Source organism: Phenylobacterium sp. 58.2.17, assembly GCF_026411515.1.
Classification (GTDB): Bacteria; Pseudomonadota; Alphaproteobacteria; order Caulobacterales; family Caulobacteraceae; genus Phenylobacterium.
The window spans coordinates 239,069-255,335 of the sequence record NZ_JAPMTQ010000003.1 but is presented as its reverse complement, the minus strand read 5'-3'; the positions used below and the strand labels follow the sequence as shown (position 1 = coordinate 255,335).

At 68.2% G+C, this 16,267-nt stretch carries 17 protein-coding genes; 7 read left to right on the top strand and 10 right to left on the bottom strand.

Annotated elements, in window-relative coordinates; translation table 11 throughout:
* Positions 1–805, top strand: an 805-nt coding sequence (locus OUA97_RS04355; protein ID WP_267230590.1) for an Mrp/NBP35 family ATP-binding protein, incomplete at its 5' end; no start/stop codon positions are given.
* 70 nt (positions 806–875) lie between these two features.
* Here OUA97_RS04355 and OUA97_RS04350 read toward each other — a convergent pair.
* From OUA97_RS04350 to OUA97_RS04325, 6 genes are all read right to left on the bottom strand, one after another.
* Positions 876–2,291 (bottom strand): MFS transporter, encoded by a 1,416-nt coding sequence (locus tag OUA97_RS04350; protein WP_267230589.1) that lies wholly within the window; start codon positions 2,289–2,291, stop codon positions 876–878.
* Between the two features lie 92 nt (positions 2,292–2,383).
* Positions 2,384–3,844, bottom strand: coding sequence for an MFS transporter (locus OUA97_RS04345; protein ID WP_267230588.1), 1,461 nt, complete (start codon positions 3,842–3,844; stop codon positions 2,384–2,386).
* 181 nt (positions 3,845–4,025) lie between these two features.
* Positions 4,026–4,931 (bottom strand): SDR family NAD(P)-dependent oxidoreductase, encoded by a 906-nt coding sequence (locus OUA97_RS04340; RefSeq protein ID WP_267230587.1) that lies wholly within the window; start codon positions 4,929–4,931, stop codon positions 4,026–4,028.
* 249 nt (positions 4,932–5,180) lie between these two features.
* Positions 5,181–6,146, bottom strand: coding sequence for an HlyD family secretion protein (locus OUA97_RS04335; RefSeq protein WP_267230586.1), 966 nt, complete (start codon positions 6,144–6,146; stop codon positions 5,181–5,183).
* Positions 6,147–6,149: 3 nt separating this feature from the next.
* Complete coding sequence (locus tag OUA97_RS04330; protein ID WP_267230585.1) at positions 6,150–6,899, bottom strand: ABC transporter ATP-binding protein; 750 nt, start codon at positions 6,897–6,899, stop codon at positions 6,150–6,152.
* A complete protein-coding gene (locus OUA97_RS04325; protein WP_267230584.1) occupies positions 6,896–8,038 on the bottom strand; it encodes an ABC transporter permease in 1,143 nt (380 codons plus the stop codon). Before OUA97_RS04325 ends, OUA97_RS04330 begins: the two co-directional genes overlap by 4 nt.
* Positions 8,039–8,189: 151 nt before the next feature.
* Between OUA97_RS04325 and OUA97_RS04320 the strand changes: the two genes are divergently transcribed.
* Both OUA97_RS04320 and OUA97_RS04315 read left to right on the top strand, forming a co-directional pair.
* Positions 8,190–10,262: a S46 family peptidase gene (locus tag OUA97_RS04320; protein ID WP_267230583.1), complete on the top strand. Its 2,073-nt coding sequence runs from the start codon at positions 8,190–8,192 to the stop codon at positions 10,260–10,262.
* A gap of 100 nt (positions 10,263–10,362) precedes the next feature.
* Positions 10,363–10,677 carry a DUF6665 family protein gene (locus OUA97_RS04315; protein WP_267230582.1) on the top strand — a complete coding sequence of 105 codons (315 nt, stop codon included), beginning with the start codon at positions 10,363–10,365 and terminating at the stop codon, positions 10,675–10,677.
* Here OUA97_RS04315 and OUA97_RS04310 read toward each other — a convergent pair.
* Together OUA97_RS04310 and OUA97_RS04305 are read right to left on the bottom strand one after the other, a co-directional pair.
* Positions 10,674–11,150 carry a MarR family winged helix-turn-helix transcriptional regulator gene (locus tag OUA97_RS04310; protein ID WP_267230581.1) on the bottom strand — a complete coding sequence of 159 codons (477 nt, stop codon included), beginning with the start codon at positions 11,148–11,150 and terminating at the stop codon, positions 10,674–10,676. The genes OUA97_RS04315 and OUA97_RS04310 overlap by 4 nt on opposite strands.
* The gene (locus OUA97_RS04305; RefSeq protein WP_267230580.1) at positions 11,147–11,566 is read right to left on the bottom strand and encodes an organic hydroperoxide resistance protein; all 420 of its coding nucleotides are present in this window, start codon (positions 11,564–11,566) and stop codon (positions 11,147–11,149) included. The genes OUA97_RS04310 and OUA97_RS04305 overlap by 4 nt, the downstream gene beginning before the upstream one ends.
* Positions 11,567–11,765: 199 nt before the next feature.
* Between OUA97_RS04305 and OUA97_RS04300 the strand changes: the two genes are divergently transcribed.
* Positions 11,766–13,043 carry a NupC/NupG family nucleoside CNT transporter gene (locus tag OUA97_RS04300; protein WP_267230579.1) on the top strand — a complete coding sequence of 426 codons (1,278 nt, stop codon included), beginning with the start codon at positions 11,766–11,768 and terminating at the stop codon, positions 13,041–13,043.
* 34 nt (positions 13,044–13,077) lie between these two features.
* Complete coding sequence (locus tag OUA97_RS04295; protein WP_267230578.1) at positions 13,078–13,695, top strand: glutathione S-transferase family protein; 618 nt, start codon at positions 13,078–13,080, stop codon at positions 13,693–13,695.
* 29 nt (positions 13,696–13,724) lie between these two features.
* Here OUA97_RS04295 and OUA97_RS04290 read toward each other — a convergent pair whose 3' ends face one another.
* Both OUA97_RS04290 and OUA97_RS04285 read right to left on the bottom strand, forming a co-directional pair.
* A complete protein-coding gene (locus OUA97_RS04290) occupies positions 13,725–13,970 on the bottom strand; it encodes a hypothetical protein (RefSeq protein WP_267230577.1) in 246 nt (81 codons plus the stop codon).
* Between the two features lie 2 nt (positions 13,971–13,972).
* A complete protein-coding gene (locus OUA97_RS04285) occupies positions 13,973–14,434 on the bottom strand; it encodes a PaaI family thioesterase (protein ID WP_267230576.1) in 462 nt (153 codons plus the stop codon).
* Between the two features lie 147 nt (positions 14,435–14,581).
* Here OUA97_RS04285 and OUA97_RS04280 point away from each other — a divergent pair, with 147 nt between their 5' ends.
* Both OUA97_RS04280 and OUA97_RS04275 read left to right on the top strand, forming a co-directional pair.
* Entirely contained in the window at positions 14,582–15,109 is a 528-nt protein-coding gene (locus tag OUA97_RS04280) for a hypothetical protein (RefSeq protein WP_267230575.1), read from the top strand.
* A gap of 9 nt (positions 15,110–15,118) precedes the next feature.
* Entirely contained in the window at positions 15,119–16,267 is a 1,149-nt protein-coding gene (locus OUA97_RS04275; protein ID WP_267230574.1) for an acyl-CoA dehydrogenase family protein, read from the top strand.

Genomic DNA, 16,267 nt, shown 5'->3' with positions numbered 1-16,267 from the left:
CGTGGCCCAGGACCCGCAGGCCGCCCCGGCCCCGCCGGCCGACGCCCAGCGCCCGGCCCATGTGCGCCGCGTGATCGCGGTGGCCAGCGGCAAGGGCGGGGTCGGCAAGTCCACGGTCTCGGTCAACCTGGCGGCGGCGTTCGCCGCCCAGGGGCTGAAGGTCGGGCTGCTGGACGCCGACGTCTACGGCCCCTCGGCGCCGCGGATGCTGGGGATCGACGAGGAGCCGGCCTTCGTGGACGGCAAGCTGCAGCCGCTGGAGGCCTGGGGGCTGAAGGTGATGTCGATCGGCTTCATGGTCGACGAGGGCGCGCCGATGATCTGGCGCGGGCCGATGGCTTCCTCGGCCGTGCGCCAGATGATGAACGACGTGGCCTGGGGTTCGGAGGCGCAGCCGCTGGACGTGCTGGTCGTCGACCTGCCGCCCGGCACCGGCGACATCCAGCTGACCCTGATCCAGAAGATGAAGATCGACGGGGTGGTGATCGTCTCGACCCCGCAGGAGATCGCGCTGATCGACGCGCGGCGGGCGGCCTCGATGTTCCAGAAGACGGCGACGCCGATCCTGGGCGTGATCGAGAACATGGCCTTCTTCACCGACCCGACCACCGGCGCGCCGATCCCGATCTTCGGCTCGGGCGGGGCCAAGGCCGAGGCGGAGAAGCTGGGCGTGCCGGTGCTGGCCGAGATCCCGCTGGAGGTGTCGCTGCGCGAGGCCTGCGACCAGGGCCGGCCGCTGGTGGCGACCGCGCCGGACAGCGCCGCGGCCCAGGCCTTCGTGGCGGCGGCGCGGATGCTGGCCTGATCCTCGGCGTGTCATCCCGGGTTGCGGAGCAAGACGGCGCCGAAGCCAGGATGACACATGCAGCGATCGGCTAGCGCGGCGCCTCGGTCGCCAAGCCGACGCCGCTGACGCTGTCCAGCAGGCCGGCCTCGGCCGCCAGGGCGTCGCGTTCGTCGAGCTGACGGCGGACTTCGGCGTGGCGCTTGGCGTCAAGCTTCCAGCCGATGAAGGCCGCGCCGCCGAAAAACACCAGAATGATCGGGGCGAAGACGTAGCAGAGCTCGAGCCCGCGGATCGCCTGCGGGGTGTTGGTCGCGCCGTCGGCGGCGTTGTAGCCGACGAGGTCGAGGACCGTGAAGCTGATCCCGACCGTGATCGCGGTGCCGACCTTCTGGGTGGTGGTGACCAGGGCGTAGAGCAGGCCGACGCGCTCCTTGCCGGTCTCCAGGCGGACCTCGTCGGCGACGTCGGCGACCATGGCGCGGACGATCAGCACGAAGGCCGAGGAGACGAAGCCCACCGAGAACATGCCCGGGATCGCCAGGGCCATGGTGGCGGGCGGGATGATCATCAGCGCCGACTGGGTGACGGCGTAGGCGACGGCCGAGACGATCAGGGCGCGGTGCTTGCCGATCTTCTGGGCCAGCCAGCCCCAGAACATCGCTCCGACCAGGCCCGCGCCGATGAAGAACACCAGCAGGACGCCGGTCTGCGGGGTCGTGTAGCCGCGGGCGTCGTGGAAGAAGAACAGGTAGAGCGCCGCGGTCGTGCCGGGGCCGAGGGCCATGAACAGGTCGGCGAAGATCAGCCGGGCCATCTCCGGCCGCCGGACCAGGTCCCAGTAGTCGCGCAGGGTGACGCGTTCCTTGGAGTCCGTCTCGGGCGCGACGCGCTCGGGAGTGACCAGGGTGCAGAGGGCGAGGGCGACCGGGATCAGCAGGATGCAGAACCAGCCCATGGCGTGGACGCCGCCGGCGCCTTCGCCGCGCTTCCCGAGCGCCAGCGGCAGCAGCAGGATCAGCACCGCGCCGATGACGCCGACCGCCTGGATGACGCCGTAGACCCGCGAGCGGTCGTGATAGTCGGTGGCCAGGGACGCGCCCCAGGCCGCCTGGGCCAGGGTCAGGATCGAGACGCCCAGATAGAGGGTCAGCAGCCAGCCGATCAGATAGGTCTCGGTGATCCCGTGAGGGGCCATGAACAGCATGTAGGCGGCCAACATCACGATCGGGCCGCCGGCCAGCAGCCAGGGCCGGTAGCGGCCGAAACGGGTGCGCGTGCGGTCCATCGCCATGCCCAGCAGCGGGTCGATCGCCAGATCGATCAGCCGCACGACGGTGAAGGCGACGCCGACCGCGGCCAGCGACAGGCCGAGCTGGCCGGCGAAGAACCTCGGCAGATAGACCGCCATCACCAGGCCGATGGCCGCGATAGGGAGCGCCGTCGAGGAAAACGCCATGACGACGGGCAGGGGCAGGCGCGAGCTGCCAGCGGCGGAATTCGCCATGAACGCCTCAAATGTCTGGCCCCTGAAAAATGGACGGGGCGGTTTGGAAAAAAAAGAGGCCCGGACGAGCCGGGCCTGCAGTCCTGATTTTACTATCGGCCCGCTTGCGGCGGGACGGCAATGGTCCTTTCGACGGTCACCGTCTCCAGGGTGAGGTTTTCGGTGGCGAGGGTCTCGACGGTGACGGTCTCGGTATAGAGGGCGTCGCGCTCGTCGAGCTTACGGCGGATGTCGGCGTGGCGCTTGGCGTCGAGGCCGTAGCCGATCATGCAGGCCCCGCCGAGCATCACGAACACCACCGGTCCGATCAGGTAGGCGAGTTCGAGATTGTGGATGGCCTGGGGCGTGTTGACCACGCCTTCCTTGGCCTGGTAGCCGACCGCCTCGAGCACCAGGAAGGTCAGGCCGATCGAGAAGGCGCCGGCGATCTTGGTGGTCATGGTGGTGATTGCGTAGAGCAGGCCCGACCGCTCGCGGCCCTGCTCCAGGCGCACCTCGTCGGCGATGTCGGCGGTCATGGCGCGGGTCAGCACGTTGAAGCCCGCGGCCAGGAAGCCGGCCAGGAACATCGGGAAGATCGCGATCAGCATGTTCCCCTTGGGGATCGCCATCAGCGAGATCAGCACCAGCGAGTAGCCGGTGGTGGCGACCATCACCGCGCGGTGCTTGCTGATCATCATCGCCAGGCGGCCCATCATCGGGGCGCCGGCGAAGCCGGCCAGGATGTACACCGCCAGCAGGATTGAAGCCTGGCCGGTGGTGAAGCCGCGGCTGTCGGTGAAGAAGAACAGGTAGAGCGCGCTCATCCAGCCCGGACCCAAGGCCAGGCAGAGGTCGGCGGCCAGGATGCGCGCCATGCTGGGGCGCGAGACCAGCGACCAGTAGTCGCGCAGCTTGAACTGGTGTCCGGGGATGTCGGGCGCGATCCGCTCGGGCGTGCGCCAGACCACGAGGCCGACGGCGATCGGGGTCAGGGCGAGGATGAACCAGCCCATGGTCGCGACGTTGCCGGAGTCGGGCAGTCCGCGGGCTTCGGCGATGATCGGGATGGCCAGCACGGCGGCTGCGCCGAGCACGCCGACCGCGGTCATGATGCCAAAGACGCGCGAGCGGTCGTTGTAGGCCGGCGCCAGGGTCGCGGCCCAGGCGGCGTGAGAGAGGCTGAGGATCGAGGTGCCCAGGTACATGACCAGCAGCCAGAAGATCAGGTAGCCGATGCCGACTCCCTCGGCCGGCATGAACAACCAGTACATCGAGGCCATCAGGAACGGCGCGCCGACTACGGTCCAGAGCCGGTAGCGGCCCCATTTGGTGCGCGTCTTGTCCATCACCCAGCCCAGCAGGCCGTCGACCGGAATATCGATCATGCGGACGATGAAGAAGGCCCCGCCGACGGCGGCGAGGCTGACGCCCAGGTGGCTGGCGTAATGTCGGGGCAGGTAGACCGCCACCGCGATGACCACCGCCTGAATCGGCAGGCTGGTCGCGGCGAAGGCGAAGATCGTGGACAGCGGCAGCGTGCTGGCGCGCGGAGCCGGCGAGGCCTGGGTCAAGTGTGGTTTCTCCCTAAGGGGGCACGCCTCTCCTGGGCCTGCTCCTTCCGTTAGGTTACGCGCGATAACTCAAGCGGCGGCAAGTGAAATCGGCGCAATGGTATGGAGAAACGAAACGGGCGGCCGCCCCTGCTGAAGGAACGACCGCCCGCCAAATCCGCCGCCTTGCGGCTGGGACTTCTTAGCCGCCCTGCAGCTTGCGGAAGAACTTGCCGCTTTGCTCGCCGCCGGTGACATAGGCTTGCTGACCGGTCGGGTCGGCGATCTTGGCCCAATTGTCGCGGACCTCTTCGACCGACAGGCCGCCCTCGCCGAGATACACGCCCTCGGTTTCATAGATGCGCGACAGCGCGAAGGCGCCGGCGCCGGCGGTGAGAATCGCGCCGTTCGGGGCTTCTTCCGAGGCGAGGTAGACGACGCCCGGGGTGACGTATTCGGGCTTCAGGCGCTCGAGCACCTCGGCCGGCATCAGGTTTTCGGTCATGCGGGTGGCGGCGACCGGGCTGATGGCGTTGATGTGGATGTTGTTCTTCTGGCCTTCGAGCTTGATGGTGTTCATGAAGCCGATGATGCCGAGCTTGGCCGCGCCGTAGTTCGACTGGCCGAAGTTGCCGTACATGCCCGACGACGAGGTCGTCACGACGATGCGGCCGTAGTTCTGCTCCTTCATGATCTCCCAGACGGCCTTCACGGGCTTCACGGTGCCCATGAGGTGGACGTTCACGACCAACTCGAAGTCGGCCATTTCCATCTTGGAGAACGACTTGTCGCGCAGGATGCCGGCGTTGGCGATCAGGATGTCGATGCGGCCCCAGGTGTCCATCGCCTGCTTGATCATCAGGGCGACGCCGGCGTCGTCGGTGACCGACGAGCCGTTGGAGATGGCTTCGCCGCCGGCGGCCTTGATCTCGGCGACCACGGCGTCGGCCGCAGCGGACGAGCCGCCCGAACCGTCGACCGAACCGCCCAGGTCGTTGACCACGACCTTGGCGCCGCGACGGGCCAGCTCAAGGGCGTGCTGACGGCCCAGGCCGCCGCCCGCGCCGGTGACGATCGCGACTTTGCCGTCGAAGCGGATGTCCGCCATGAGAAGTCTCCCATCAAACAGGGGTTTGAAATTTCGTCGCGGTTTGTGCGGTGCGGGAGAGTGGACGTCAAGCCGGGGTCTTTCCCTCCCGCCCCCCAGAACGGCGGCGATCAGGCATGGCCCGAGTTTCCTTCTTCCCTTGCGGGAGAAGGCGTCAGGCAAAGCCCGACGGGAGGGGCTTTGCTGCCTGGCCTATGACCACCTTCTCCCGCTAGGGAGAAGGCGCGCTCTTGCTCTCGTGGGGGCGACCTATCGCGCGGCCAGGGCCGTGGCGCCGTCGCGCATGAACTTCACCAGCACCCGCTGGCCGATCAGGAAGGGAGCGCTGTCGGCGCTGACCACCACCTCGACGACGCGGTCGTCGGCGCGTTCGCTGGGATCGTCCGACTGCAGCTTGCGGGCCCCGAACACAGCGGCGCGGCGCAGCACCTTGCCGTTATAGACCTTGGTCGGCTCGGATTCCGGGGCGATCTGCACGGTCTGGCCGATGGCGACGTGCGGCAGCGAGCTCTCGGCGATCTCGGCGCGGACGATGCGGGGGGCCTCGGGCTCCAGGTCGAACATATTGGAGACGTTCAAGGTCGAGGCGCCGGCGCCGGGATTGGCGTAGCGGCGAGCGATGCGACCGTCGGTCGGGGCGCGGATGATCGTCAGTTCGAGGTTGTAGCGGGCCTCCTCCAGGGCGGCCTGGGCGGTGGCGATGGCCGCGCGCTGGGCCTGGATGTTGGCCTGGGCCTCGCGGATCTTGTCGACGGCCTGGTCGACCTTCTGGGCGGCGACGAAGTTGGTCGAGACCAGGCCCTGCAGGCGCTTGTGCTCGCGCTCGGCGGTGGAGAGCTGGACCTGATACTGGGCCATCTGGGCCTTGGCCTGCTCGACCGACGCCGCGGCGCGGGCGGCCGAGAGCTTGGGCTCGTCGTCTTCCTGGCGGGCGAGGATCTGGCCCTTCACGACCTTGTCGCCTTCCTGGACATAGACCTCGCGTACGATGCCGGCCCGGCGGGCGGCGACCTGGATCATGCCGCCCTCGACGTCGGCCTTGCCGTTGGCGACGGCGACGAAGGGGCTCTTGGGGGCGGCGGCCGCGGCGGCCTTGGCCTGCTCCTCCTTCTTGGCCTTGGCCTGGCTCGACGCCATGAAGGCGCCGCCGCCCAGCAGAACCACGGCGGCGACGACCGCGATCTTGATGCGGTTGGATTTCACGAAGGCGAGCATGGTCTAGGCTCCAACGAGCTCGGTGTGGCTGACGGGGGCGGCAGGCTGGGACGCGCCGGTGCGGCGATCGTCCAGAATGCGTCCGTCCTCGATGTGGATGATGCGGTCGGCATAGGCCTCGAGCCGCGGGTCGTGGGTCACGCAGATCACCGCCGCGCCGTGCTCCTTGGCCGCGCGCTGCAGCAGCTTGATGACGATCTGGCCGTTCTCGCCGTCCAGAGCGCTGGTCGGTTCGTCGGCGAACAGCAGGCGCGGATCCTTGGCGAGCGCGCGTGCGATGGCGACGCGCTGCTTCTCGCCGCCCGACAGTTCGGCCGGTCGCTGGCCGAGACGGTGGCCGAGCCCGACCTCGGTGAGGGCCAGCGCGGCGCGGTCCTTGGCCTCTGAGGGCGAGTAGCCCTTGTACTTGAGGATCGTCGTCACCTGCTGCAGGGCGCTGAGCGCGCCGAACAGGTTGAAGCCCTGGAAGATGAAGCCGCAGTGGTCGAGGCGGAACTTGTCGATTCGGCCCGGCCGCTGGCTCCAGAGGTCTTCGCCGAGCGCGGTGACGATCCCCTCGTCGGGCCGCAGCAGGCCCGAGAGGCTCGCGATCAGGGTCGACTTGCCCGAGCCCGACGGGCCCATGACCATGGTCATCTCGCCATGGCGGCATTCGAAGTCGACGGACTTCAGCACCTCGATGTGGGTGCGGCCGGTCTTGAAGCGCTTGGTAAGACCCTTGCCCCGGAGGGCGACGGCGTTTTCCGAAGTCATCGCAGCAGATCCGCAGGTTGGCTTTTCTTCAGGATGCCGAGGGCCATCAGGCCGGAGGCGAGCGAGATCGCCATCAGCAGCACGGCGACCGCCGCCACCCAGCCGAGCGGGAAGCCCATCGGCAGTCCGCCGCTGCGCGCCAGCATCGAAACGAGGAAGGTGAAGAGGGCGGTGGCGCCGAGGCCGACGACCCCGACCCAGAACGACAGCTCCAGCACGATCAGCCGCAGCGAGCCCATCGAGACGCCGAGCGCGCGCAGGGAGGCGAACTCCTTGATGTTGGCGAGGATGGCGCCGCGCAGCGTCTGGGAGGTGATGCCGACCCCGATCAGGAAACCGAGGAACACCGAGAAGCCGAGGAAGATGCCGATGATCTGCTCCTTCATCAGCGCGCTCTCGTTGGCCTGGGCGAGCTCGGCGCGGGTCCAGGCGCGGTAGGCGCCCTTGGCCTCGGCGTTGAGCTGGTCGCGGACGGCCGCGGCCTGGGCGGGATTGTTGATACGGACCATCAGCGGGCCGGTCTTCTCGCCCTTCTCCATCATGCCGAGCCGCCGCAGCGTGTCGCGCGAGACGACGATCGAGGGCTGGTTGATGTCAGGGTAGTTGTCGAGCAGCGCGCGGACGCGGACCGTCTTGCCGTTGACGGTGGCGGTGTCGCCGAGCTTGACGCCGAGACGCCCCAGGGCCGAGCGGTCGATGGCGACGGCGTTCGGCTCCATCAGCGCGATGCGGACGGCCTCGGGATAGTCGACCGGCAGGGTCAGGGCGCCCGGCTCGGTGTCGACCATGTTCACCTGCACGAAGGTGGTGACCTGCTTCTGGCCGTCCTTGGGCTGGTTGGTCCAGCGGCCGCCGCCGCCGTCGAAGCTGGCGACCTCGGCGACGTTGGGGTTGAGGTAGAGCTGCGGGCCGATGCGGCGCGGCAGGCTGGAGGGGCCCGAGTTGATAAGGCTCTCCGACTTGGCCGGCATGATCATCAGGTCCGCCCGCGAGCGGTTGATCGTGGCCGTCGCGGCCTGGATCATGCCGGTGAACATGCCGACCTGGGCCAGGATCAACAGGCCCGAAAAGGCCAGCGCGATCACCGCGGCCAGGTAGCGGCGCCATTCGTAGATCAGGGTCGCTAGAGCCAGTGACATGGGGGCCTCCTCGCCTCAGCATGTGCGGCCGACCGCCGTTCTCGCCTAGTTAAATCGAGGTAAGGCGCGGCCATGGCGGTTGGCCCGGCCGCCATGTGGATGTTACAGAGTTACATCTCCGCGGCGCTCAGCGCCTTTCAAGTTGGTGACTATGAATTCTGTGAAGTTCGGCGCGGGCCTAGGACTGGCCGCCGCGTTTTCGATCTCCGCCGCGCCGGCGCTGGCCGACGAAGGCATGTGGACCTACGACAACTTCCCCCTCGCCAAGGTCAACCAGGCCTACGGGCTGAAGCTGGACCAGAAGTGGCTGGACCGGATGCAGGGCGCCTCGGTGCGCCTGACCACCGGCTGCTCGGCCTCGCTGGTCTCCGGTTCGGGCCTGGTGCTCACCAACCACCACTGCGTGGTCGAGTGCGTGCAGGACCTGTCGTCGGGCGACAAGGACTATGTGAAGGACGGCTTCCTGACCGCCGCGCGCGAGGACGAGAAGAAGTGCCCGGGGATGCAGGCCGAGATCCTCTCCTCGATCACCGACGTCACCAAGGACATCCAGGCGGCCGGCGCCGGCAAGACCGGCCAGGACTATGTCCGGGCCCGCGAGGCGGCGATGGCGGCGGCCGAGCAGGCCGGCTGCGGCGATGACCCGAACGTCCGCTGCCAGGTGATCAGCCTGTACCGCGGCGGTCAGTTCAAGCTCTACAAGTACCGCAAGTACGCCGACGTGCGGCTGGTGTTCGCGCCGGAGTTCGCGACGGCCTTCTTCGGCGGTGACCCGGACAACTTCAACTTCCCCCGCTACAACCTCGATGTCGGTTTCATCCGCCTGTACGAGAACGGCAAGCCGGCGGTGACGCCGACCCACCTGACCTGGGTCTCCCGCGCGCCGCAGGAAGGCGAGGCGACGTTCGTCTCCGGCAATCCCGGCTCGACCAACCGCCTGCTGACCGTCTCGCAGCTGGAAACCTTGCGCGACCTGACCATCCCGGTCGGGCAGCTGCAGCGTTCTGAGATCCGCGGCCGCCTGGCGCAGTTCGGGCAGGAAAGCGCCGAGCACAAGCGCATCGCCACCGACCCGCTGTTCGGCATCGAGAACAGCTTCAAGGTGTTCTACGGCCAGCAGTCGGCGCTGAACGATGCGGCGTTCATGGACGCCAAGCGCGCCCAAGAGGCCGAACTGAAGGCCAAGATCGCAGCCGACCCGAAGCTGGCCGCCGAGATCGGCGACCCGTGGGGCGACATCGCCAAGGCGCAGGCGGCCTACGCCAACAACTACCTGCGTTACCGCCAGATCGAGGGCGGCGCGGCCTATTCGAACCTCTACTATTACGCGCAGACCCTGGTCCGCGCCGCCCAGGAGCGCGAGAAGCCGAGCGCCGAACGGCTGGCCGAGTACGCCGACACCCGCCTGCCGCTGGTCGAGAAGAAGGTGCTGGACGCCAAGCCGGTCGATGCGGAGCTGGAGGAGGTCTATCTGGCCTTCTGGCTGTCCAAGACCCGCGAGTACCTGACCACCGACGATCCGGCCGTGAAGACCCTGCTGGGCAAGGAGAGCCCAGAGGGCCTGGCCAAGCGCGCGGTCGCCGGCTCCAAACTGGCCGATCCGGCGGCGCGCAAGGCGCTGTGGGAGGGCGGCCTGGCGGCGATCAAGGCCTCGGACGACCCGATGATCCAGCTGGTGCTGCGCAACGACCCGGCCGCCCGCGCCGTGCGCAAGACCTGGGAGACCGACGTCCAGGGCCCGACCGACGCCGCGGCCGAGCGCGTGGCCCGCGCCAAGTTCGCGGCCTATGGCGACGCCGTCTATCCGGACGCGACGTTCAGCCTGCGGCTCTCCTACGGCAAGGTCGCCGGCTGGAGCTATCGCGGGGTGACCGTGCCGGCGATGACCAACTTCGCGGGCCTTTACGAGCGCGCGACCGGGGCGGAGCCCTACAAGCTGGCGCCCCGCTGGGTCGAGGCCAAGGCCAAGGTCAACCCGACCACGGTCTACAACTTCGTCACCACCAACGACATCATCGGCGGCAATTCCGGCTCGCCGGTGGTCAACGCCAAGGGCGAGGTTCTGGGCGCGGCCTTCGACGGCAACATCCACTCGCTGGGCGGGGCCTTCGGCTATGACGGGTCGATCAACCGCACGGTGGTGGTCGCCACCTCGGCGGCGACCGAGGCGCTGACCAAGGTCTATGGCCAGACCGCGCTGGTGAAGGAACTGACCGGCAAGTAGGCCGGCGGATTTCACGCGTCATCCCGGACAGCCGCAAGCGGCGTCCGGGATGACGCCTTGTGGAGCTTGTTCCTCGGCAGGAGCGCGGCATACTTCGTCTATGTCCAGTCTCCGCATGCCGCAGGGATCGACGTCGCCGCTGTTCAAGACCGGCGCGAGCATCCTCGACTACGAGATCCAGGAAGAGCGCGGCTATGCGCTCGGGCGCGCCGGCCAGCGGGTCGAGCAGGCGCTGGCGGCGCTGAAGGCGTTCGAGGGGCCCGAGGATGAACGCGCGCCGCTGCTCAAGGAGGCGGCCACCGCGGTCTGGTACTACTTCATTCAGCGCGAGGCCTGCGGCATCCGCAACCAGAAGCCGGCCATCGAGCACTATGGCATCCCGCGCGAAGTGCTGATGCGGCTAGGCGCTCGCTAGGCCTTCATCCGCCGGGCCAGGTCCTGCAGGGTCGCGCGCAGCTCGACGATTTCATCGAGCGGCAGGTGCAGCTGGCAGGCGAGGGCGGCGGGGACCTCGGCCGCCTTCTCGCGCAGGGCGCGGCCGGCGTCGGTCAGCTCGATCTGCACCTTGCGCTCGTCCTGGGCGTCGCGGCGGCGGGTGACGAACCCGGCAGCCTCCAGCCGCTTGAGCAGCGGGGTGAGGGTGCCGGAGTCGAGGTCCAGCGCCTGGCCCAGCGCCTTGACCGTGCGCGGGGCGGCTTCCCACAGGACCAGCATGACAAGGTACTGCGGATAGGTCAGGCCCAGCGGCTCGAGCAGCGGGCGGTAGGCGCGCGTCACCAGCCCGCTGGCGGCGTAGAGCGCGAAGCAGAGCTGGTTGTCGAGGCGCAGCTGGGGGACGGCCGCAGGGGCGGCCGCCTCCTTTGCTTTAGGTTTGGCTCGGGCGGTCATTCAGCTCGCACAGATAGCGCAACATCGACGTTGCCGCGAATGGCGTTGGAATAGGGGCAGACCTGGTGCGCGGCGGCGACCAGGGCTTCGGCGGCGGCCTGATCGAGGCCTTGGGTCTCGGCGTCGAGCGCCACGCCCAGCTTGAAGCCGCCTTCCGCGCGAGGATGCAGCTCGACGGTGGCGGTGACGGCGGCGCCCTTCAGCGGGATCTTCTGCTGGCCGGCGATGTAGCGGACGGCGTTCTCGAAACAGGCGGCGTAGCCGGCGGCGAACAGCTGCTCAGGATTGGTCCCGCCGCCCTTGCCGCCCATTTCGCGGGGCAGGGCCAGGTCGAGGCTGAGCAGGCCGTCCTGGGATTCGACGTGGCCGGCGCGGCCGCCGACGGCGCGGGCTTGGGTGGCGTAGAGAGTGGTCATTTGATTATCTCCAATTCAATTGTGTACAATTAAATATGACGCCATCCGGCTCCGTCAAGGGGCGGCGTTCGCGCGCGGCGTTGCGTGCGCTTGCATGACCCTGCCCTGCCGTAGTCAATAGCGCGAGAATTCCTGCGCGAGTCCGCGCGGACCTGAGAAAGATTGGACGCCGCAGGTAGGCGGAGTCCGGGGGCCATGCATGTTTCGTCCTGAGAACGCCCAGAGCCTGGCCGGCCTGGGCTTCGTGATCGCCGTCTGCTGGGCGCTGTCGGAAAACAGGAAGGCCTTTCCCTGGCGGCTGGCGCTGGGGTCGATCGCCGTGCAGATCGGGCTGATCCTGCTGCTGTTCGGCCTGCCGGGCGCGCAGGCGGTGATTGAGGCGATTAATCGCGGCGTCGACGGCCTAGCCGCGGCGACCGCCACCGGCACGCAGTTCGTGTTCGGCTACATGGGCGGCGGCGAGCAGCCCTATCAGGTGACCAACTCCGGGGCGCTGTTTGTCTTCGCCTTCCAGGTCCTGCCGCTGATCCTGGTGATTTCGGCGCTGTCGGCGCTGCTGTGGCACTGGGGCATCCTGAAGTGGATCACCCGCGGCTTCGGCCTGCTGTTCCAGAAGACCATGGGGCTGGGCGGCGCCTCGGCCTTGGCGGTGGCGGTGAACATCTTCCTGGGGATGATCGAGAGCCCGATCGTGATCCGGGCCTATCTGGACAAGCTGACCCGCTCGGAGCTGTTCCTGATGATGGTCGTCGGCCTGGCGACGGTGGCCGGTTCGACCATGGTGGCCTACGCCACGATCCTGAAGTCGGTGCTGCCCAACGCCGCCGCGCACGTGCTGGTCGCCTCGATCATCTCGGCGCCGGCCGGCATCCTGCTGGCCAAGATCATGATCCCCGAAAAGCCGGGTCAAGGCGGGCTCTATGCCGACTATTCCTCGCTGCTGAAGTACGACAGCTCGATCGACGCGATCAGCAAGGGCACGATGGACGGCCTGACCGTGGTGCTGAACATCTCGGCGATCCTGATCGTGTTCGTAGCCTTCGTGGCCATCGGCAATGCGCTGCTGTCGGTGCTGCCGGCGGTCGGCGGCGAGGCGATCACCGTCGAGCGGATCCTGGGCCTCGTCTTCGCGCCGCTGGCCTGGGCGATGGGCGTGCACTGGGACGAGGCGCTGAAGGCCGGCTACCTGCTGGGCGTGAAGCTGATGCTGACCGAGTTCATCGCCTTCATTCAGCTGGGCGCGGTTCCGGCCGGCGAGATGACCGAGCGCACGCGGATGATCCTGACCTACGCGCTATGCGGCTTCGCTAACGTCGGGTCAGTCGGGATAACCGTGACCGGCATGGGCGTCTTGATGCCCGAGCGGCGCACGGAGATCATCGGCATCGTGTGGAAGGCGCTGATCGCCGGTTTCTTGGCCACCTGCATGACCGGGGCGCTGGTCGGCGCCATGCCGCGGGAACTGTTCGGACAATAGCGCGGCCGCCAGAGCCGCTGCGGGAGGATCAGGAATGAAGCTCTACGACACGGCGATGGCTCCCAACCCGCGCCGGGTGCGCTGGTTCATGGCCGAGAAGGGCATCGAGGATGTCGAGATCGTCCAGCTCAACCTGATCCAGGGGCAGCATAAGCAGGCCGACTACCTGGCCAAGGCCGGGCTGCCCAACGTGCCGGCGCTGGAACTGGACGACGGGACGACGATCACCGAGTCGCTGGCGATCTGCCGCTACCTTGAAAGCCGCTACCCTGAGCCGAACCTCTTCGGCCGCACGCCGGAAGAGGCGGCGGTGGTGGAGATGTGGACCCGGCGCGCCGAAATGCTGGTCGCCAACCCGTTCATGCTGGGCGTGCGCCACACCCATCCGGCGCTGGCCGCGCTGGAGGCGCCCAACCCGCCGGTCGGCGAGTACAACAAGGAGGTGGGCCTGAAGGGCTTGAAGGTGCTCGACCGGCGGCTGGGCGAGAGCCAATGGTTGGCCGGCGAGCGGCTGACCATCGCCGACATCATCGCCTTCATCGGCATCGACTTCACCCGAATGATCAAGCTGCCGATCCCGGAGGAGCTGGCCAATCTGCATCGCTGGGCGAACGCCATGCGCAGCCGCCCAGCGGCCAAGGCGGCGATGTGAGGTTTTCGCCGGGAGCCTAGGCGACCCGCCTAGTCCTTGAGCGCGCGCAGGATCGAGCGGATCCCGAAGGCGCTGAGCACGCCGGTCATGATGCAGATGACGATCTCCATGGAGAGGTCGACCACCTGGTTCGGCGACGTTGCGCCGCGCGAGGCGCTCATGGCCGCGAAGAGGATCAGGTCCATGGCCATGAACAGGAAGACCGGCCCGGCCACCAGCACCATCAGGGCCGAGGGCGCGATCTTCTTGGCGGTCGCAGCGTCGAGCTTCTTCATGGTCAGGTCCGCGGCTTGGTCTTCTTGATGATCGCCGAGAAGTTCATCACCGGCTCGCCGCCGGTGGTGATCAGGCCGCGGACGAACACCATGCTGCGGGCCGCCTTGACCACCTCGCCGCGGCACTCGACCAGCGAGCCGACCGGCACCGCGCCGACGAAATCGCCGTTGAACTGAGCGGTCACGCTGCGGCTGTCCTGCAGGTCGTCCCGCGCGATCACGAACAGGCAGTAGTCGGCGAAGGTCATGATCGCGCCGCCGTGCATGAAGCCGCCGCCGTTCATGTGGTGCTGTTCGGCGCGCATGGCGCAGACCCGTTGGCCGGTCTCGTCGACGCGGTAGTAGAACGGCCCGGCGTGGTCCTCGAACGGGTCGGAGCCGTACTGCACCCAGCCGGCCCACTCGCCGTCCTTCACTACCTGGTGCTTCCAGCCGCCGATCTCGAGTTCTTCGCCGCCGTCCATCGTGTCCCCTGACCCCCTATGAAGGGGTTTGCCCGCCGCGGTCTCAGTCACTAATTTGCGGCCCGATGCGAACTAGGCGGCGGGGACAGGCGATGCAAGGCCGGACTGACTTTCTCCGCGGCGCCATGGCGCCGGCGAGCGCCTGAGATGCGGGGTCTGGCCATTGCTGCGGCGGGGATCTGGCTGGCGGCCGGGGCGGCCCAGGCCCAGATGCCGACCATCCCGGTCGAGGCGCTGCAGGCGGCGGGCCTGGACCCGCGCACCAAGGTCGAGGGGGGCGCGGTGCAGGTGATGACCGGCCAGCGCGCGGTGATCCGTCTCGATGAGGCAGGCCGGCCGTCGCTCGACGACGTCGAGGCCGGGCGCATCGGCAAGGCCGTGTCCGATGGCAAGGAAACCTACAAGGGCGCGGGCGCCGGCAAGCTGGCCTTCGCGCTGGACGCCTCGGTGGAAAAGCGCCAGTCGATCCTGAAAATCTGGAACGGCCTGACCCGCCCGGTGGCCTACGAGGCCGAGATCACCGCGCTGCGCGGCGGCAAGCTGATGAAGAAGATGAGCACGATCTGCACGGTGCCGGCCGGCGCCGTGGGCTATGAGGTCTGGCCCGATCCGGTTATCAGCGTCACCCTCACCAAGTTCGCCGAGACCCCGGCGGACAAGCACGTCTGCGAATAGAGACTTCCCATGGCCCTCGACCTCGAAACCCGTGAACAGCTGATCGACACGGTCCGCCGGTTCGTCACCGAACGGCTGCGGCCGCTGGAGGCCAAGGTCTCCGAGGACGACGCGATTCCGGCCGAGGTGGTCGAGGAGATGAAGGGGCTGGGCCTGTTCGGCCTGTCGATCCCCGAGGAGTTCGGCGGCCTCGACCTGTCGATGGAGGACGAGTGCCTGGTCGGCGTCGAGCTGGGCCGCACCAGCCCCGCCTTCCGCTCGGCGTTCGGCACCAATGTCGGCATCGGCAGCCAGGGGCTGGTGATGTTCGGCTCCGACGCCCAGAAGGCCAAGTACCTGCCGGGGATCGCCTCGGGCGAGATCATCACCTCGTTCGCCCTGACCGAGCCGGAGGCCGGCTCCGACAGCGCCAACGTCCAGACCACCGCCATCCGCGACGGCGACTTTTACGTCCTGAACGGCACTAAGCGGTTCATCACCAACGCCAATAAGGCCGACCTGTTCACGGTCATGGCCCGCACCGATCCCGCCAAGCCGGGCGGCGGCGGGGTCAGCGCCTTCCTGGTCGAGCGCAGCCTGCCGGGCCTGTCGGTCGGCAAGCCGGAAAAGAAGATGGGCCAGCAGGGCGCGCACATCTGCGACGTGATCTTCGACAACGTCCGGGTGCCGGTCGAGAACCGCCTGGGCGCCGAGGGCGAGGGCTTCAAGGTCGCCATGCAGGTGCTGGACCGCGGCCGCCTGCACATCTCGGCGATCTGCATCGGCGTGGCCGAGCGCCTGCTCGCCGACTGCGTGGCCTATGCGACCGAGCGCAAGCAGTTCGGCCAGGCGATCTCGAACTTCCAGCTGGTCCAGGGGATGATCGCCGACTCCAAGACCGAGGCGCTGGTCGCCAAGGCGATGACCATGGAGACCGCCCGCAAGCGGGACGCCGGACAGAGCGTGACCATGGAAGCCGCGGCGGCCAAGTACTTCGCCTCGGAGATGGTCGGCCGGGTCGCCGACCGCGCGGTGCAGATCTTCGGCGGCGCCGGCTATGTCGCCGACCATGGCATCGAGCGGTTCTATCGCGACGTGCGGATCTTCCGCATCTACGAGGGCACCAGCCAGATCCAGCAGGTGGTCATCGCCCGCGAAACCATCAAGCGGGGCGGCTGA